16 protein-coding genes and 1 pseudogene are annotated in these 17,844 nt (G+C 74.6%); 8 read left to right on the top strand and 9 right to left on the bottom strand.

The genetic code is table 11. The features are described from left to right. Positions 1 to 245 precede the first annotated feature (245 nt). On the top strand, positions 246 to 671 hold the full coding sequence (trxA, locus tag VR45_RS25480; protein ID WP_286163482.1) for a thioredoxin: 426 nt from the start codon (positions 246 to 248) through the stop codon (positions 669 to 671). A 97-nt stretch (positions 672 to 768) separates the two neighbouring features. Here the strand turns inward: trxA and VR45_RS25475 are convergent, their stop codons facing one another. Next, the gene (locus VR45_RS25475; protein WP_045942167.1) at positions 769 to 1,740 is read right to left on the bottom strand and encodes a YafY family protein; all 972 of its coding nucleotides are present in this window, start codon (positions 1,738 to 1,740) and stop codon (positions 769 to 771) included. A gap of 253 nt (positions 1,741 to 1,993) precedes the next feature. Here VR45_RS25475 and VR45_RS25470 point away from each other — a divergent pair, with 253 nt between their 5' ends. The 3 genes from VR45_RS25470 (at position 1,994) to VR45_RS25460 (ending at position 5,835) form a co-directional block, all read left to right on the top strand. Next, on the top strand, positions 1,994 to 2,737 hold the full coding sequence (locus tag VR45_RS25470) for an alpha/beta fold hydrolase (RefSeq protein WP_045942166.1): 744 nt from the start codon (positions 1,994 to 1,996) through the stop codon (positions 2,735 to 2,737). Positions 2,738 to 2,992: 255 nt separating this feature from the next. Further along, complete coding sequence (locus VR45_RS25465) at positions 2,993 to 4,501, top strand: NAD(P)/FAD-dependent oxidoreductase (RefSeq protein ID WP_045942165.1); 1,509 nt, start codon at positions 2,993 to 2,995, stop codon at positions 4,499 to 4,501. A gap of 236 nt (positions 4,502 to 4,737) precedes the next feature. After that, positions 4,738 to 5,835, top strand: coding sequence for a glycosyl hydrolase (locus tag VR45_RS25460; protein ID WP_045942164.1), 1,098 nt, complete (start codon positions 4,738 to 4,740; stop codon positions 5,833 to 5,835). Positions 5,836 to 5,908: 73 nt separating this feature from the next. Here the strand turns inward: VR45_RS25460 and VR45_RS25455 are convergent, their stop codons facing one another. After that, the gene (locus tag VR45_RS25455; RefSeq protein WP_045942163.1) at positions 5,909 to 6,361 is read right to left on the bottom strand and encodes a hypothetical protein; all 453 of its coding nucleotides are present in this window, start codon (positions 6,359 to 6,361) and stop codon (positions 5,909 to 5,911) included. Between the two features lie 172 nt (positions 6,362 to 6,533). Between VR45_RS25455 and VR45_RS25450 the strand changes: the two genes are divergently transcribed. After that, entirely contained in the window at positions 6,534 to 7,310 is a 777-nt protein-coding gene (locus VR45_RS25450) for a GNAT family N-acetyltransferase (protein ID WP_045942162.1), read from the top strand. A 37-nt stretch (positions 7,311 to 7,347) separates the two neighbouring features. On the opposite strand, the gene VR45_RS25445 is transcribed toward VR45_RS25450, so the two are convergent. Next, entirely contained in the window at positions 7,348 to 8,199 is an 852-nt protein-coding gene (locus tag VR45_RS25445) for a DMT family transporter (RefSeq protein ID WP_045942161.1), read from the bottom strand. A gap of 123 nt (positions 8,200 to 8,322) precedes the next feature. Between VR45_RS25445 and VR45_RS50160 the strand changes: the two genes are divergently transcribed. Together VR45_RS50160 and VR45_RS25435 are read left to right on the top strand one after the other, a co-directional pair. Then, positions 8,323 to 9,186 (top strand): MurR/RpiR family transcriptional regulator, encoded by an 864-nt coding sequence (locus VR45_RS50160; protein WP_045942160.1) that lies wholly within the window; start codon positions 8,323 to 8,325, stop codon positions 9,184 to 9,186. A 71-nt stretch (positions 9,187 to 9,257) separates the two neighbouring features. Then, on the top strand, positions 9,258 to 10,298 hold the full coding sequence (locus VR45_RS25435; RefSeq protein ID WP_045942159.1) for a LacI family DNA-binding transcriptional regulator: 1,041 nt from the start codon (positions 9,258 to 9,260) through the stop codon (positions 10,296 to 10,298). Positions 10,299 to 10,331: 33 nt separating this feature from the next. On the opposite strand, the gene VR45_RS25430 is transcribed toward VR45_RS25435, so the two are convergent. The 5 genes and pseudogenes from VR45_RS25430 to VR45_RS25410 all read right to left on the bottom strand — a co-directional run bounded on the left by VR45_RS25430 (position 10,332) and on the right by VR45_RS25410 (position 15,994). Next, positions 10,332 to 11,714, bottom strand: coding sequence for an NAD(P)/FAD-dependent oxidoreductase (locus tag VR45_RS25430; RefSeq protein ID WP_052709364.1), 1,383 nt, complete (start codon positions 11,712 to 11,714; stop codon positions 10,332 to 10,334). 113 nt (positions 11,715 to 11,827) lie between these two features. Further along, complete coding sequence (locus tag VR45_RS25425; RefSeq protein WP_052709363.1) at positions 11,828 to 12,880, bottom strand: ABC transporter permease subunit; 1,053 nt, start codon at positions 12,878 to 12,880, stop codon at positions 11,828 to 11,830. Then, complete coding sequence (locus VR45_RS25420) at positions 12,877 to 13,848, bottom strand: ABC transporter ATP-binding protein (RefSeq protein WP_353612715.1); 972 nt, start codon at positions 13,846 to 13,848, stop codon at positions 12,877 to 12,879. The genes VR45_RS25425 and VR45_RS25420 overlap by 4 nt, the downstream gene beginning before the upstream one ends. 21 nt (positions 13,849 to 13,869) lie before the next feature. Continuing rightward, positions 13,870 to 14,329: pseudogene (locus tag VR45_RS25415) on the bottom strand (GntR family transcriptional regulator). A 96-nt stretch (positions 14,330 to 14,425) separates the two neighbouring features. After that, on the bottom strand, positions 14,426 to 15,994 hold the full coding sequence (locus VR45_RS25410) for a DUF2079 domain-containing protein (protein ID WP_234326141.1): 1,569 nt from the start codon (positions 15,992 to 15,994) through the stop codon (positions 14,426 to 14,428). Between the two features lie 185 nt (positions 15,995 to 16,179). On the opposite strand from VR45_RS25410, the gene VR45_RS25405 reads away from it, so the two are divergent. After that, positions 16,180 to 17,256: an acyl-CoA desaturase gene (locus VR45_RS25405; RefSeq protein ID WP_045942157.1), complete on the top strand. Its 1,077-nt coding sequence runs from the start codon at positions 16,180 to 16,182 to the stop codon at positions 17,254 to 17,256. A 67-nt stretch (positions 17,257 to 17,323) separates the two neighbouring features. Here the strand turns inward: VR45_RS25405 and VR45_RS25400 are convergent, their stop codons facing one another. Further along, positions 17,324 to 17,836: a GNAT family protein gene (locus VR45_RS25400; RefSeq protein ID WP_045942156.1), complete on the bottom strand. Its 513-nt coding sequence runs from the start codon at positions 17,834 to 17,836 to the stop codon at positions 17,324 to 17,326. Positions 17,837 to 17,844: the final 8 nt, after the last annotated feature.

Below are 17,844 nucleotides of genomic sequence, written 5' to 3'. Positions count from 1 at the left end.
GCCAGCCCGGCGGCGGCGAGCACGGCGAGGCGTCCGGGCCCGCGAACGGAACCGGTCGGGCCTTCGGTACGGGTACGGCGGGTGTTGCGCATGGTGACCGCTCCCCGGTCGGTGGGTGGGCACGTCGGTGCCTGACACCCTCCGGTACGGACGGGGACCCGCTTCCGCTCGACGAACCGCGCGGTAGGGTCCGCGGAATAGCGCGCGGACAGCAGCCGTTGTCCGGGGGCAGATGGGCACACGGCCTGGACCGCCACCACCGGAAGGGCAGGAATCGCGAGATGAGCAGCACGGTCGAGCTGACCAAGGAGAACTTCGACGAGATCGTCCCCGGTGAGGGCGGCAAGGATTTCGTCCTGATCGACTTCTGGGCGGCCTGGTGCGGCCCGTGCCGGCAGTTCGCGCCGGTCTTCGAGAAGGCCGCCGAGCGGCACCAGGACCTCGTGTTCGCCAAGGTCGACACCGAGGCGCAGCAGGAGCTCGCCGCGGCGTTCGGGATCCAATCGATCCCGACGCTGGCGATCATCCGGGAGGGCGTGCTCGTCTTCTCCCAGGCCGGGGCGCTGCCCGAGCCGGTGTTCGAGGATCTGATCGGCCAGGCCAGGAAGCTGGACATGGACGAGGTCAAGCGGAAGGTGGCGTCGGAGCAGAACGGCGCTCCGCAGGCCTGACGGCCGGTCGCCCGTACGGCGGGCTCCGGGGTGGTTCGTCCGCCCCGGGGCCCGCCGTCGCGTTCTTCGGCGGACCGGCACGCGCTTGGAGGGCCGCTCAGCCGTCGGCCGGCCCGTCCTCCGTCCAGTCGGCGAGCCGGGCGGCGAGCGCGCGGACCTCGTCGCGCAGGGCGGCGGGGCGGCGGACGGTGAAGGGCCAGCCGAGACCGGCGAGCAGCACGGCCATGCCGTCGAGGCGCTCGGCCCGGGCGCGGAACAGCACCCTGCCGTCCTCGGTCGGGGTGACCGTGCCGACGGTCGGCGGGAGGCGGTGGCGGGCCTCGTCCAGGCCGGTGGTCAGGACGACCTCGATCTCGTGCTGCCACGGCACCGAGGCGAGGGATTCCAGGACCCGCCGCACCGGGTCGGCGTCCGCGGGCGGTTCGAAGCCGGCCTCGCCCGGGTGGACGGAGCGGATCCGGTCCAGCCGGAAGGTCCGCTGCTCGCCGCTGCGGTGGTCCAGCCCCGTGGTGTACCAGCGGCCCGAGTGGAAGACCAGCCCGTACGGGTCGAACTCGCGCTCGCTGGGCGTGCCGGCGCGGTCCCGGTAGTCGAGCCGGACCCGGCGGTTCCGGCGCGCGGCCTCGGCGAGCGTGAACAGCGCCGAGGCGGCCGGGCTGGGGCCGGTGGCGGGCGCGCCGGTCAGTCCGAGGGTCTGCTCGACGGCCGCGACCTGGTCGCGCAACGCCGGCGGCAGCACCCGCTGGATCTTGGCGAGGGCCGACTCCCCGGCCTGCTCCCCCACCGACAGCCCGGACCGGCGGCCGGCCAGCAGCCCGAGCACCACCGAGGCGGCCTCGTCCCCGGTGAGCATCAGCGGCGGCAACCGGTAGCCGGGCAGCAGCCGGTAGCCGCCGTAGCGGCCGCGCTCGGCCTGGACGGGGATGCCGAGTTCGGCGAGCCGGGCCGCGTAGCGGCGCACGGTGCGGACGTCGACCTCCAGCCGCTCGGCGAGGTCGGCGCCGGTGAGGCCGGGGCGGGCCTGGAGCAGTTCGAGGAGGGCGAGGATGCGGCTGACCGGGTGCTCCACGGTGTTCCGCTCCTGTTCTGCCGATCGGCCGGACGGTCGGCGGCCCGGACGGTCGGCGGGCCGGGTGGACGACGAGGCGGGTGGACGACGAGGCGGCCGGCGACGCGGGCGCCCGGATGATCGAACCGGCGACAAATCCGGTCGAGTTCTGTCCGGTTGCCATTCTAGGGTCGGTGTCACGGCGGGCGGCCCGGGTGACGGTCAGGACCGGGCCCGCGCCCACCACAGGCATTCCAGAGAGGACCGTCCCATCATGAGCACCTTCGTACTCGTCCCCGGTTTCTGGCTCGGCGGCTGGGCCTGGGAGGAGGTGGCCGAACCCCTGCGCGCCGCCGGCCACACCGTGCACGCGGTGACCCTGCCCGGGCTCGCCGAGCGGGCCGGCGAGCCCGCGGCGGAGACCGGCACCGAGGCCCAGGTCGCCGACCTCACCGAGCTGTTGGTCCGCGAGGACCTCCGGGACGTGATCCTGGTGGCGCACAGCGGCGGCACCATCGCGGTGTCCGGCGCGGCCGACCGGGTGCCGGAGCGGATCCGGCGGGTGGTCTACCTCGACTCCGGCCCGCTCGACGACGGTGTCGTGCTCGCGGACCTCTGGGACCCGGCCTACCGCGCCACGCTGGAGGCCACGCTGGTGGACGGCCAGTGGCTGCCGCTGCCGTCCTGGGAGGTGCTGGCCTCCGACGGCGCCTCGGTGGAGGGCATCGACGAGGCCGGGCTTGCGCGGTTCCGCGAGCGGGCGACGGCCCAGCCGGCCGGAACGCTCTACGAGCCGGTGCGGCTGACCGGCGGGGCGGACAAGCTGCCGAAGGCGCTGGTCTCCTGCACGATGCCGCTGGCACAGGTCCGGGAGATGATCGCCGCCGGGCACCCGTACTTCGCGGCGCTCGGCGGGGCGGAGTGGGAGCTGCGCGAGGTGCTGACCGGGCACTGGCCGATGTTCTCCCGGCCGGCCGAAACGGCGGCGGCGCTCGCGGAGTTGGCCGAGCTCGGGTAGTTCGTGCCCTGGCACCTGGTGACGGCCGCACCGTACCTCCGTGCGGTGCGGCGGCCACCGAGGTGTGAAGGGGTTGTCCGGACCGGCGCTTCGCCCGCGTGTTCGGCTGCGCCGGGCGGTCCGGTCGGCGCAGGATGGGCACCGCAGGACGGCACCATGGCGTGACGGTGTTCCGGCGCCGGAGCACCGGAACGTCTGCGGGCCCGCGCCGTCCGCCCGAACGACAGCACCGATCCAGAGCAGCGAGGAGCACGTATGACCTCCCCCCAGTCCCCCGCCCCCGAGGAGTTCGACGTCATCGTGATCGGCGCGGGCCCCACCGGCGAGAACGTCGCCGACCGGACGGCCGCCGCCGGGCTGCGCACGGTGATCGTGGAGAGCGAACTGGTCGGCGGGGAGTGCTCGTACTGGGCCTGCATGCCGAGCAAGGCGCTGCTGCGCCCGGTGGCCGCGCTGGCCGACGCCCGCGCGGTGGCCGGTTCCCGGGAGGCGGTCGGCGGCGGGACGCTGGACGCGGCCGCGGTGCTCGCCCGGCGCGACTCGTTCGCCTCGCACTGGCAGGACGACGGCCAGGTGCGCTGGCTCCGTGACACCGGCATCGAACTGGTCCGGGGCCACGGCCGGCTGGCCGGCGAACGGCAGGTGACGGTCGAGTCGGAGGACGGCGGCGAGCGGCTGCTGGTGGCCCGGCACGCCGTCGCGATCTGCACCGGGAGCCGCCCGGTGCTGCCGCGCGACGTGGCCGGACTGGCCGACGCCCGGCCGTGGACCAACCGCGAGGCCACCGGCGCTCCCGCCGTCCCCCGGCGGCTGGCCGTGGTGGGCGGCGGGGTGGTCGGCGTGGAACTCGCCACCGCCTGGCGGGCGCTCGGCTCGGAGGTGGTGCTGCTGGTCCGCGGCTCCGCGCTGCTGCCCCGGACGGAGCCGTTCGCCGGCGAGCTGGTCGCGGACGGTCTTCGGGACCTCGGGGTCGACCTCCGGTTCGGGACGGAGGTGACCGCGCTGGAGCGGCGGGCGGTGGCCGGGGCGGAGGGGGCGAACGGGACCGACCCGGCGGATGGCCCGGCGGAGGGCCCGTCCGAGGTCACGCTCACCCTGGGCGACGGCGGGCGGCTGACCGTGGACGAGGTGCTGTACGCCACCGGGCGTGCCCCGCGCACGGCCGACGTCGGCCTGGAGCAGGTCGGTCTGCATCCCGGCAACTGGCTCGACGTGGACGACAGCTGCACCGTGCTCGGCGTCGACGGCGCGTGGCTGTACGCGGCCGGGGACGTCAACCACCGGGCGCTGCTCACCCATCAGGGCAAGTACCAGGCGCGGATCACCGGCGCGGCGATCGTCGCCCGCGCCCAGGCGCGCCCGCTGGACACCGAGCGCTGGGGCGCGCACGCCGCGTCCGCCGACAGTGCCGGCGCGCCCCAGGTGGTCTTCACCCAACCGGAGGTCGCCGCCGTCGGTCTGACCCTCGACGCTGCCGAACGGGCCGGACTGCGGGTCAAGGCGATCGACCACGACCTCGGCGCGGTCGCCGGGGCCTCGCTCTACGGCGACGACTACCGCGGCCGGGCCCGGGTCGTCTTCGACCTGGACCGGGAGGTGCTGGTCGGCGCGACCTTCGTCGGCCCCGGCGTCTCGGAACTGCTGCACTCGGCGACGATCGCGGTGGTCGGCGAGGTGCCCATCGACCGGCTGTGGCACGCGGTGCCCGCCTATCCGACGATCAGCGAGGTCTGGCTGCGGCTGCTGGAGGGCTGCCGGGGCTGACGGCGACGGGGCCGACGGCGGTCGGCGGCGGTCGGCGGCAACCCGACGGAGCGGTGCCCGGGCGTCCCGGGCACCGCTCCGTCGGGTGCGCGGTCGGGTGCGACGCCGGGTACGGGGCGGTGCCCGGTGGCGACCCGCCACGGCGCGGCGAGATGTGGCGGGCCCCCGAGGGCGGGACACTGGCCCGGGGAGGGGTGTCCGCGGGGGCCGTTTCGCCGACCGGGTGGTGTGTGGCAATGACCGAGGTGCTGTTGGCCGTCGGGACCGAGAAGGGCCTCTTTCTCGGCCGCAGTCGTGACCGGCTGGACTGGAAGTTCAGCGGGCCGCACTTCCGGATGAACGCGATCTACTCGGTCGCCGTCGACCGCCGCGGCGATCGGACCAGACTGCTGGTGGGCGCCGACAGCAGCCACTGGGGCCCGTCGGTGTGGCGCTCGGACGACCTCGGCGCGAGCTGGTCGGAGCCGTCCACCCCGGCCGTCCGCTTCCCCGAGCGCACGGGCGCCTCGCTGACCCGGGTCTGGCAGCTCCAGCCGGCCGGGCCCGAGGCCCCGGGCGTGGTCTACGCGGGCACCGAACCTGCCGCGCTGTTCCGCTCCGCGGACGGCGGCGAGACCTTCACCCTGGTCGAGTCGCTGTGGGACCACCCGCAGCGCACCGAGTGGGGCGCCGGCTACGGGGGCCAGGGCCTGCACACCGTGCTCTGCGACCCGCGCGACCCGGAACGGCTGCTGGTCGCCGTCTCCAGCGGCGGCGTCTACCGCAGCAAGGACGGCGGCGGCAACTGGGAGCCCTCCAATACCGGTCTGCGGGCCGAGTTCCTGCCGGAGGAGAACCAGTACCCCGAGTTCGGCCAGTGCGTGCACAAGATCGCCCGGGACGCCGTGAACCCGGACCGGCTCTACCTCCAGAACCACGGCGGCGTCTACCGCAGCGACGACGCCGGCGCGAGCTGGCGCTCGATCGCCGAGGGCCTGCCCGCCGACTTCGGCTTCGCGATCGCCGCCCACCCGCACCGCGCCGACACCGCGTACGTGTTCCCGCTCGGCGGCGCCGACGACCGGATTCCGCCGGGCCACCGCTGCCGGGTCTTCCGCACCAACGACGCCGGCGACAGCTGGCAGGCGCTCGCCGAGGGCCTGCCCGGCGAGGACCACTACGGCGTCGTGCTGCGGGACGCGCTGCGCACCGACGACCTCGCGCCGGCCGGCATCTACTTCGGCACCCGGACCGGCGACGTCTACGCCAGCAACGACGAGGGCGGGCACTGGTCGCCGGTGCTCTCCCACCTGCCGGACGTCCTCTGCGTCCGCGCGGCGGTGATCGCGGACTGAGCGGGCCGGGGGCCGCCGACCACCGGGTTCGGGACGGCGGGTTCGGGACGGCGGGTTCGGGGACGGGCGGGGCTCAGGTGTCGTACTCGCCGTCCCAGGGGGCGTGGAAGCCGAGGCCGTCGGGGTAGAGCTCGGCCCAGTCGTCCTCCGTCGCGTCCTCGCCGTGCCGCTCGACGACCAGGCCGAAGCGGCAGCCGTCGACCAGCACCGCGAAGGGCGCGACGGCGATGTCCCCGAACTCCCGCTCCGGCAGCATGTCCAGCCACTCCCGCAGCAGTTCCTCGGCGGCCTTCCCGGCACCGGTGTCGAACTCCTCCGGCGCCGCCTCGATCCGTGAGCCGAGGTGCCGCCCGCCCGCGTCGAACCGGTGCAGCACCGCGTACCACGCCCCGCCGTCGAGGTCGGGCGACCCCTCGGGGACGGCGTAGCAGACGGAGGCGAAGAACTGACCGCCCCGGCAGCGGCCGATGGTGTCGGTGCGGTAGCCGGGCTCGTGGAGGATCGGGACGACGTCGGGAACGCTCATACCGGGAACGCTAGGCGCCGCCACCGACAATTCGGCCACGGCCCTCCCGATTCGCCGCCCCGGCAGGCCGGTTGACCGACAGTCGGTTGATGCCGGCGGATCGTTCACCGAGCATGGCGGACAACAGGGCACACCGAGGGGTGTGCCGAGGCGCGAGGATCGGACGAACGGCGTGGCGCAGGGCGGGAACGACTGGCAGTACGGGTACGGAGCCGACGGGGTCGCGGTGGTGCGGTTCGAGCGGGGCGAACGGGAGGGCCGGCCCTGGGCGGACCGGCTGGAGGTGGTCGACCCGGGCGCGGATCCGGCCGCCCTGGCCGCCTTCGTGCGGACGGAACTGGCGGGCTGGGTGGTCTCCGGCCCGGTCCGGCTCGGGGAGGAACTGGTGCGCCAGGGGGCCGCGGTGCTGCGCCACGGCCACACGATGCACCGGAGCCTCACCGACGCTCCCCCGCCCGGGGGGTGGGCGGGCTGGGCGGACACCCCGCTCCGGGACGGATTCCGCACCGTTCCCTGCGACCGTGGGCCCGAGGCGCTCGTGCCCGCCTCCCGGGCGGCCTTCGGCCCCGGCCACCCCGACCACCGCCCGGACGAGGGCCAGGACGATCGGTCCTCGGTGCGGAGGCTCGCCGAACTGCTCTCCGGGCAGGTGATAGGCCCCGTGCTGCCGGCCAGCACCCTGGTCGTGGACGGTACCGACCGGGTGGTGGCCGGTGCCGTGCTCACCGACTGGGACGGCCTGCCCTGGATCGCCCATGTGTTCCGCCACCCGTCGCACGGCTACCCCGGTCTCGGCCGCGACCTGCTGCGCCGGGTCGTCGCCGAGGTCGCCGCCGGTGGCGCCGCCCGGATCGGCCTGGCCGTGACCGAGGGCAACCGGGCCCGGCAGCTCTACGAGGAGCTGGGTTTCACGACGACGCACAGTTCGCTGACGGTCGTCGTCCCCTGAGTCGCGCGGAGTCGCCCCCGCCGTCCTGGAACCGGCCTCAGGGGCGGGCCAGTTCCAGGACGGCTATCCCGGCCAGCACGGCCGCGCTCGCCGCCATCCGCAGCCGCCCGAGGCGCTCCCGGAAGACCACGGCGGCGATCAGCGCGGCGATCACGATGCTCGTCTCGCGCAGCGCCGCGACGGTGGCGAGGTCCCCCCGGGACTGCGCCCACACCACCAGCCCGTAGGCGGTCAGCGACAGCACTCCGCCGAGCAGCCCGAACGGCACCGCCGGACCGGCCCCGGCCAACAGCCCCGGCCCGCGCCGCACCCGGGCGATCAGTGCCAGGACCGGCCCCTGGAGCAGGAACAGCCAGGCGACGTAGCCGCCGACCGTCCCCGCGTGCCGGACGCCGCCGCCGTCGGACACGGTGTACGCGGCGATCATCACCCCGGTGCCGAGCGCCGCCGCGAGCGCGGGCAGCTGGGCCCGGCCCGGGATCCCCTTGGCGAAGGCCAGCCCGACCAGGCCGCAGGAGATGACGGCCACCCCGAGCAGTTCCCCGGCCCCGGGGGACTCGCCGAGGAGGGCCACCGACAGCACCGCGACCAGCAGCGGCGCCGAACCGCGCGCGATCGGGTACATCTGCCCGAAGTCCCCCAGCTGGTAGGCGCGCAGGAGCAGCAGCTGGGACGTCACCTGCATCGCCACCGAGGCCAGCAGGTACGGCCAGGCGGCGGCCGCCGGGAACGGGTTGAGCAGCACCAGGACCACCGCGCACGCGGTGTACGCGAGGTTGATCAGGGTGAAGCCGACCAGCTTGTCCTGGATCCGGTGCGCCAGCCCGTTCCACACCGCGTGCAGGACGGCGGCGGTCAGAACGGCCACGGGAACGGCGGCGGCTGCCATGGCGGGGCTCCCCTCCGAAGGACGGAACAACAGAACGACGGAACAACAGATCGACGGATCGACGGATCGACGGGCCGGTGGAGCACCGATCGCCGGAATCCGGTTCCACGTTACACTTGATCCATGGAAGAGCATTCCGATTTTTCTCCGCTGGAGTCCCAGCTGGCCGCCCACGTCCGCGCCCGGCTGGGCGAGCTGCGCGGCAGCGAGGAGCGGGTCGCCCAGGTGGTCCTCGCCCGGGGCGCCGATCTGGTCGGCCTCAGCGTGAGCGATGTCGCCGAGCTCGCCGGGACGGCGCCGTCCTCGGTGGTCCGCGCCTGCCAGCGCCTCGGCTTCCGGGGCTACCAGGAGCTGAAGATCGCGGCCGTCCGCCAGGCCCCGGCCCTGGCGCCGGACACGTCCGACACCCGGGACCCGGCGGCCCGCGCCCTCGCCGACACCGTTCGCGCCGCCCGGGAGGCGCTCGACGGGATCACCACGACGCTCGCCGTCGACGAGCTGCGGGCGGCGGCCGAGGCACTGAACGCCGCCGACCACGTCCTCGTCCTCGGCGAGGGGCTCTCCGGCGCGGTGGTCCTGGACGCGGCCTACCGGCTGCGCGCCCTGGGCCTGCGCACCGACGCCCCCGCCGACCCGAGCACCGCGCAACTGGCCGCCGCCCAGCTGACGTCCGCCTCCGCCTGCCTGGCGGTCAGCCACACCGGGGCGACCCGCACCGTGGTCGACGCCGCCCGCCACGCCCGCGGCAACGGCGCCGCGGTGGTGGCGGTCACCAGCTACGCCCGCTCCCCGCTCGGCGAGGCCGCCACCCACACCCTGGTCGCCGGCGGCCAGGACCTGGTCTTCGGGCTGGAGACCACCGCCAGCCGGATCGCCCACCTGACGGTGGTGGACGCGCTGACGCTCACCCTGCTCGCCCTGCGCGGCGCACCGGCGGAACAGGCCCTGCGCCGCTCCGCGGACGTCACCGCCGACCAGATGTACTGACGGCCCGACGCGGCGTCCGGCCGGTGGAACGACGGCCGGGCCCGTCGGTGCCGGTGTGTAGGCTCGCGGGCATGGCAAGGGTGACGCGGGACGACGTGGCGAGGACGGCGGGGACGTCGACGGCGGTCGTGAGTTATGTGATCAACGACGGGCCTCGGCCGGTGGCGGCCGCGACCCGGGCCCGGGTGCTCGCCGCCGTCGAGGAGCTGGGGTACCGGCCGAACCGCGTCGCGCAGGCCATGGCGCGGCGGCGGACCGACCTGATCGGCATGGTCGTGCCGGACGCCCGGCAACCCTTCTTCGCCGAACTCGCGCACACCGTGGAGCGGGCCGCCGCCGAGCGCGGGCGGCTGCTGCTGATCGGCAACTCCGACTACGCCGACGAGCGCGAGGCCCACTACATCCGCGCCTTCCTGGGCATGCAGGTGGACGGCCTGATCCTGGTCACCCAGGACCCGTCCGCCCCCGGCGTCGCCCGGGCGGACGCCCCGGAGGGGACGCCGGTCGTGCTGCTGCACCACCGCGCCGAGAACCGCGCCGAGACCGAGCACGGGATCGCGGTCGTCGCGGACGACGAGGGCGGGGCGCGGGAGGTCGTCGGCCATCTGCTCGGGCACGGCCACGCCACCGTGCACTGCTTCGGCGGCACCTTCTCGCTCAGCCCGAGCGACCCGGTCACCGTCCGCACCGCCGGCTGGGCCGCCGCGCTCACCGAGGCCGGGCTCACCACCGAGGGCCGACTGGTCGGCGCGCCCTTCGACCGCGTCCGCGCGCACCGGGAGGCGCTCGCGCTGCTGGCGCGCGCCGACCGGCCGACGGCCGTCTTCTGCGCGACCGACGATCAGGCGATCGGCCTGTTGCGGGCCGCCGACGACCTCGGCCTGCGGGTGCCGGAGGACCTCGCGGTGGCCGGGTTCGACGACATCGCGGAGGCCGTGATCGCCGGCCCGCCGCTGACCAGCGTGGCCACCGCGCAGGAGGAGATGGCGCGCGCCGCCGTCGACCTGGTGCTCGGTGTGCGCGCCGACGGGGAGCCGGCGCCCACCGCCGGGGCCCGGATGTTCCCGGCCCGGATGGTGGTCCGGCGGTCCTGCGGCTGCACCGGGTCCTGAGCCGGGACCCGGGCAGCGGCAGGGGCCTGGGCTCTACGCGCCGTCCGGAGTGCCGTCCGGAGCTGTGGGCGGAGCACCGCCCGGAGCGCCGTCCGGAGCGGTGGGCGGCCCGGCCATGAGGTGCAGGTTCTCGTGGCCGTCGGGGGCCAGCACCCGGTCGTGGTTGAACGCGGAGATGCCGGCCCAGAACGCACCCCGTTCGAACATCGCCTTCTCGTAGCCCTCGACGGCGGCCTCAAGGGCGGCCGCGGTCGAAGCCTCCCAGCGGGCCGGTGGAGCCAGCACGGGGGCCACCGCGAGCGCGAGTTCGGCGGCGTCCCACATCGCGAGGTTGACGCCCTGCCCGGCGAACGGGGACATCAGGTGCGCCGCGTCCCCGACCAGGGTGACGCCAGGGCGGCGCGACCAGCGCAGGCCGACCGGCAGCATCTCCAGCGGCTGGGTGCGCAGGGTGTCGTCGCAGGCGGCCAGGGCGTCCCGGAACTCCGGTGCCCAGTCGGCGAAGTGCCGGGCGACGGCGGCGCGGGTGCCCGCCGGGTCGTGCGCGGAGAGGCCGGCCACCCGCAGCCAGTCCTCGGGGCTGCGGAAGAAGGCGTAGACGCGGATCCGGCCGTCACTGTTGCGCTGGAGGACCAGGCCCTTGTTGTCGTGGAACGCGAACAGGCTGCCGTTGCCCACGGCGGCGGCGGCCCCAGGGGCGGTCCGGTCCGCGTCGGGGATGCCCAGCTCGACCAGGTTGACGCCGGTGTAGTGCGGCTCCACCGGGGTGAGCAGCGGGCGGACCCGGGAGTGCGCGCCCTCGGCGCCGACCAGCAGGTCGCAGTGCTCGACGGCGCCGTTGTCGAAGTGCAGCCGGTGCCGGCCGTCGCCGAGCGGCTCGGCGCGGTCGAGGCGGTGGCCCCAGCGGACGGCGCCGGGGGCGAGCGAGTCCAGCAGCAGTCCGCGCAGATCGCCCCGGTCGATCTCGGGGCTCTCCCCCGGGTCGGCCCCGCCCGGCGCACCCGATCCGTCCGCGGCGCCAGGAGGACCCGGCGCAGCGGCGGCGTCCGGAGCGGGCCCGGCACCGAAGCCGCGGGGGGCGGCGCCGTGCTTGTCGACGATGCGGAACTCGGCACCCTCGGGCCGGGCCTTCGCCCAGAACTCCTCGGTCAGGCGCGCCTCCTGGACGGCGCGCCGACCGGTGTCGCCGTGCAGGTCGAGGGTCCCGCCCTGGCCGCGGACGTCCCGGTCGGGCTCGCGCTCGTACACGGTGGCGGCGATGCCGTGGACCTGGAGGATCCGGGCGAGGGTGAGGCCGGCGGGGCCGGCGCCGATGACGGCGATCCTCGCGGTCGTTCCGGTCGTTCCGGTCGTTCCGGACCCACCGGTCTCATCGGTCTCACCGGTCGCGCCGGTGCTTGCTGTCGTTCCGGTCATGCTGCGCAGTTCTCCTTCTGGGACGGGGGAGACCGCAATCGGCCGTGACGCCGTCCCAGTCTGCTGGGCCGGGCGCGCGGGCAGAAGACCGTAATCGGACGGCGCCGGACCGTTCAGACCCCGGCGCGGGTGAGCCGGCGGAGGACGACGGTCACCACCAGGGCGGTGAGCACCAGCAGCAGACCGGCCTCGACCAGCTGGATCGGCACGAGGTGCGAGACCGGGTGGTACTGACCCCAGGAGGTCGGTGCCTCGTTGCAGGCACTGGCCACCTCGAAGCACTCGTCGTCCATCATCCGAGTGCCGTCCGCGCGCACCACGCCGTGCTCCACCAGCCAGGCACCGGCGGGCTTGACGAACCCGCCCATCCTGTTGTTGTAGGGCTGCTCCTCCTCGACCAGTGGCCAGAAGAACGGCCGCCAGGCGACCATCACCGCCTGGGCGAGTGCCACCACCACCCCGCTGACCAGCACGGCGGCGACGGTGCGCCGCAGCAGCTGCCCCACCAGCACGCCGAGGGCCAGGCCGAACAGCGACCAGGCGACCGGGGCGAGGCCCAGCACCGGGTAGGTGAAGCCCTGGAACGGGGGGTCGAAGGCCACCGGACCGTGGTAGACGTCCGACCACCACACCCAGCTGGTCAGCGTGGACAGCACGGCGGTCGCCACCAGGACGGTCACGCCGGGGACGGCGAGCCGGGTCAGCAGCCAGCGGCGCGGGGTGACGGACTGGGTCAGGACCAGCCGGACGGTGCCGCGTTCGTACTCCTGGGCGAGCAGCGGCCCGCCGAGGAACATGCCGATCAGCAGCGGGACGGCGGTGACGGCGGGCTGGAGGATGTCGGTGAACATCCGGGTCAGCAGCTCGACCCGGCCGAGCTGCACCCGGCACTCGATCCGTTCCCAGGACGCCGGGGTGTAGCAGGAGGACTGCTGCATGGCCCCGATCCGGTCCTGGATCAGGACGTGCATGGCGACCAGGACGACCGAGACGAGGACGAGCAGGATCGCCACCGACCGGATCGCGGGCCGGTTCTGGTGCAGAACCAGCCACAGCGCTCCGCTCGGCCCGCGCCTGCGGCGGGCCGGGGCGGAGCCGGCGTTCGCGGCCGGCGGGGCGGCCTGGTGGGGCGGGGTCGCCGGGCCGGACAGGGTGCTGGTGCTCATGCGGCGGCCTCGCGATCGGGGGCGGTGGCGGGTGGGGGCAGCGGGGTGCGGAGGTAGGCCAGCAGGAGTTCCTCCAGGCTCGGCCGGACCGACTCCCAAGGCCCGTCGACCGGTTCACCGGTGTGCAGCAGCGCGGTGACCTGGCGGCCCCTGACCCTCCGCTCCACGGCGGCCCCGGCGGGGAGTTCCGCCCCGTCGGCGATGCCGGTGAGCAGCTGATGGCTGTCCAGGATCTCCTCCGGGTCGCCGGACAGCCGGATCCGGCCCGCCTGCACCAGCAGCAAGTGGTCCATGATGCCGTCGAGTTCGGGCAGGATGTGCGAGGAGACCAGGATCGTGGTGCCGCGTTCGGCGGCCTCGGCCATCAGGACGCCCATCAGCTCGTGGCGGGCGAGCGGGTCGAGGTCGGCCATCGGCTCGTCGAGCAGCAGCAGGTCGGCGCGCTTGCCGAGGGCGAGCGCGAGCGCGACCCGGGTGCGCTGGCCCCCGGAGAGCGAGCCGACGCGGGCGTCGAGCCTCAACTCCCCCATCTCGACGACCCGCTGGGCCGCCTCCTCGTCCCAGCCCGGGTTGAGTTCGCGCCCCATGCGCAGCGTCCCCGCCACCGTGAAGGAGGGGTAGAGCGGCTTCTCCTGGGTGACGCAGGCGACCCTGGCCCGCGTCTCCGGGGTGCTCGACGCCTCGCCGAACACCCGCAACTCGCCCTCGGTGGGCTCGATCAGGCGGGCGGCCAGGGTGAGCAGGGTGCTCTTGCCGGCCCCGTTGGCACCGACCACGCCGCAGATCCGGCCGACCGGGACGGTGAACTCGCAGTCGCGCAGCGCCCACCGGTCGCGCCCGTAGCGCTTGCCGAGTCCCACGGCCTCGATGGCCGGCGTCCCGCCGGACGGTGTGCTGTCGGACGGCATGCCGTCCGACAGCCCGGATATCGTCTGCTTCGCCGCTGTCACGTCTGTCGCGTCTGTCATGCGGCCCCCACCCTCTCTGTTCTACGCGGCCGGATCCGCCGGCCCGGTGCTCCCGGCGCTACCGGTACTTCCCGCACCACCGGTGCTCCCGGTGACGCCGGTCTCGAAGCGCTGCTCCAGCACGGAGGCCATCAGCGCGGAGATGTCCTCGCGGTCGAGTCCGACCGCGCGGGCCCTCGTCGACCCACTCCACCAGCCCCGCGCGCAGCGGTCCGTCGGCGGCCGCCTCGGGCCGGGCGAGCGAACGCCGGACGAAGGTGCCGAGGCCGGGCCGGGGCTCGACCAGCCCCTCGCGTTCGAGTTCGCGATAGGCCTTCAGCACGGTGTTCGGGTTGATCGCGGTCTGTTCGACCACCTCCCGCGCGGTCGGCAGCTTGTCCCCGGGCTGCAGCACACCGAGTCGCAGCGCCTGCTTGGTCTGCTGCACGATCTGCTGGTAGGTGGAGACTCCGCTGCGCCGCTCGATGCGGTACTCGATCACACCCTCATCACCCTTTCACTAGTTTATTGGTGGAATGGTGGCGGACCACTGCGCCGCGGTCAAGTCCGACCCACCCGGGAGAACGTGCGGGAAGTCCTACGGACGACCGAGCAGCCGCAGGTCACCGTCGTCCACGACCCGGCGGTAGCCGAGCCGCTCGTAGCGGTCGAGCATCCGGAGGGTGTCGGCGATCGCACAGGGCGCCTGCACGCTCGGATCGGCCAGGTCGACGACCACCCACTCCGGGCCTCCCCGCACCGCTCCGGCCGAAAGCGTCCCGGCCGACGGAGCCCCGGCCGAAAGCGTCCCGACCGAGAGCGTCCCGGCCGACGGCGCCCCGATCGAGAGCGTCCCGGCCGACGGTGATTCGACAAGCGGTGGCGACGGCTCGCGGCACACCAGGCCGACCGTGGTCCGCCCGGCCAGTTGCGCGGCGAGGCGGTTGGAGGCGGCGACGGTGGCACCGTCGGGTATCCGGGCGAGCATCGCGCGGGCCCGCTCCAGTCGGGGCGAGGTCCCCCAGGCCCCGGGAGCGACGAGTTCGTGCAGCGGGTAGACCGGCAGTGTCACCAGGGCGACCAGGCCGGCCACCGCCAGTGCGCGACGAGCCCGGCGGACGGCCGTCCGGTCCGGCCCGGCCTCCCGGCCCCTCGTGAGCACCCGGTCCGGCCCCGCGAAGGCTCCGGTCCGCCGCACGGCATCCACCAGAGCCGCCATCAGCAGCGGCATCAGCACCGCACTGTAGTGGTAACTCACACCCCAGTAGTGCGAGTTGTCGGCGGCCAGCCGCCAGCCCAGGGTGGGCACGCAGAGCAGGACCAGCGGCGACCGAAGCCCCAGGAAGCCGGCTGTCGCGGCCGCCAGCCCGAGCAGCAGCCACTTCAGCGGCGGCCAGACCAGCCGCCCCGCGACCTCCCAGGGCGCGCCCGCCGCCTCCCGCGTACCCATCTGGCCCCAGTAGTCGAAGCCCCCGTCCGGATTGAACGACGGCAGCACCACCAGCACGGTCAGCGCGGTCGCCGCGAGCCCGAACACCGCCGCCCCGAAGCCCAGCGCCCTGGTCCCGCTGCCCTTCCCCGCCCGGACGAAGACCAGTGCGCCGACCGCGGCCACGGTGAGCCCGAGGTCCTCCTTGACCAGGACCAGCGGCAGGGCCCAGAGCACCGCCGCGACCGGCCAGCCCCGGCCGAGCGCGGTGGCGGCGAAGGCCAGCAGCGGCACCGCGAACGCGATCTCGTGGAAGTCGTCGGCCACCGCCTCGACGATCCCCCAGGAGGCCCCGGTCAGCACGCCGACCAGCACGGCCAGCCTCGGGCCGCCCACCTCGAAGGCCCACCGGGCGAGCGGTACGACGGCCAGCGCCATCAGCACCGCCTGCGCCAGCAGCAGCGTGACGGCACTCGGGGACAGCCGGTACAGCGGGGCGAGAGTGGCGAGCAGCGGGTGGAAGTGGTCGCCGAGCAGCTGGTAGCCGGGGCCCTTGAGCAGCACCACCGGCGCCTCCCCATGGGCGTAGGCGCGCACCGCCTGCTCGAAGATGCCCAGGTCGTAGGCCTGGGTCAGCATCCGCCGGTGCCGGTTGACGGCGACGCAGGCGTAGAGCGCGGCGAACAGCCCGGCCAGCCCCCAGGACAGCGGCCGGGGCCGCCGGAGGACATGGAGCATCCACATGAGTAAACCACCCTTTCACTACTCAATTAGTGAAAGGGTGGTGGAACCCCGCGGCAGCCGTCAACCCCGACCGCCGCCGGGCGGGGGCTTTCCCGCCCCCGAACCGGGGGTCAACCCCCCTACCGGAAAGGGGGCTTGTCCGGTTCTCCGACCCCGGGCCGGGCACCAGACTTCCTGCCATGAGCCCAGAGCCCACGACGCTTGCCCCGCCCGCACCAGTCACTACGGTCACCAGCGCCACCACGGCCGGGCGGGAGCGGGAGGGCAGCGACTTCGCCCAGCTGGCCCGCCGGATCACCGAGGAGGGACTGCTCGACCGGCGCCCCGGTTACTACACCGCGCGCATCGGTCTCACCCTCGCGGCGTTCGCCGGCGGCTGGTACGCCCTGTTCGCCCTGGGCGACACCTGGCTGCAACTCGCCCTGGCCGCCGGCATGTCCGTCGTGTTCACCCAACTCGGGCTGCTCGCCCACGACCTGGCGCACCGTCAAGTATTCACCGGGCGCCGGGCGAGCGAGACCGGCGGGCGGATCGTCGCCAACCTGCTGATGGGTATGAGCTACGGCTGGTGGATGAGCAAGCACACCCGCCACCACGCCAACCCCAACCACGAGGGCCGGGACCCGGACGTCTCCCCCGACATCGTGGTGTGGTCCCAGCAGCAGGCCCGGGAGTCACGCGGGGCCGCCCGGTTCATCGGCCGCCGACTGGCCTACCTCTTCGTCCCGCTGCTGTGCCTGGAGGGCCTCAACCTCAGCTGGAACAGCTTCCGCGCGCTGCGCAGCCCCGGCATGAAGCGCCCCCGACTGGAGGGCTCCCTGCTGGTCCTCCACTTCGCGGCCTACCTCGGGGTCGTCCTCGCCGCCCTCCCCGCCGGAAAGGCGATCGCCTTCCTCGCCGTCCACCAGGCGTTGCTGGGCATCCTCCTGGGCTGCGTCTTCGCGCCCAACCACAAGGGCATGCTGATGGTGACCCCGGAGATGCGGCTGGACTTCCTCCGCCGCCAGGTGCTGACCTCGCGCAACGTCCGCGGCAACCCGGTGCTCGACACCCTGATGGGTGGCCTCAACTACCAGATCGAGCACCACCTCCTCCCCAGCATGCCGACCCCCGCCCTCCCCCGGGCCGCCCGGATCACCCGCCGGTTCTGCGCGGAGAAGGGCATCCCGTACTACGAGACCGGGCTGCTCCGCTCCTACCGGGAGATCTTCACCCACCTCCACCGCACCGGCGAGCCGCTGCGCGCGGACCACTGACCCGCCGGACCACTCCCCACCGGGGCACTGCCCACCGGGGCGCACCGGCGGCGAGCGCCGCCGCGGATCAGACGAGTTCGGCGGCCAGCAGGTCCATCAGCAGATTGTCGTGCCAGGTGCCGTCGGAGCCGCGCTCGTACTGGCGCATCACCCCCACCGGACGGAAGCCGACCTTCTCGTAGCAGCGGATCGCCGCCGCGTTGTCCGCCGCCGGGTCGATGATCAGCCGGTGGTAGTGGTGGTCGTCGACGAGGTGGCGGGCCAGCGTGCGGACGGCGTCGGTGCCGTGGCCGCGGCCGTGGTGGGCCGGGTCGAGGTAGATGTCCATCCCGGCGTGGCGGTACTCGTCGTCGTTCTCGGCGTACCACTGGACCGCGCCGACGACCCGGCCCCCGACCTCGATCACGAAGGTCTCGGTGCCGGGCTCGGCGAGGTCGGTGGTGACGGCGTCGGTGAGGTCGTCACCACCGCGCCAGCGGGCGTAGACCTCGGGGGTGCGGCGGATGGCGACCAGGGCCGGGATGTCCTCGGCCGAGGCCGGGCGGAGTGTGACGTGCGCGCCGTGCAGATTCGTCCCCATAACAGCGG

Origin of the sequence: Streptomyces sp. NRRL S-495, assembly GCF_000966955.1 — a bacterium.
In the GTDB taxonomy this organism is placed as follows: domain Bacteria; phylum Actinomycetota; class Actinomycetes; order Streptomycetales; family Streptomycetaceae; genus Kitasatospora; species Kitasatospora purpeofusca.
Note: the sequence above shows the minus strand (reverse complement) of the source record. Positions and strands in the feature narration are given on the sequence as shown.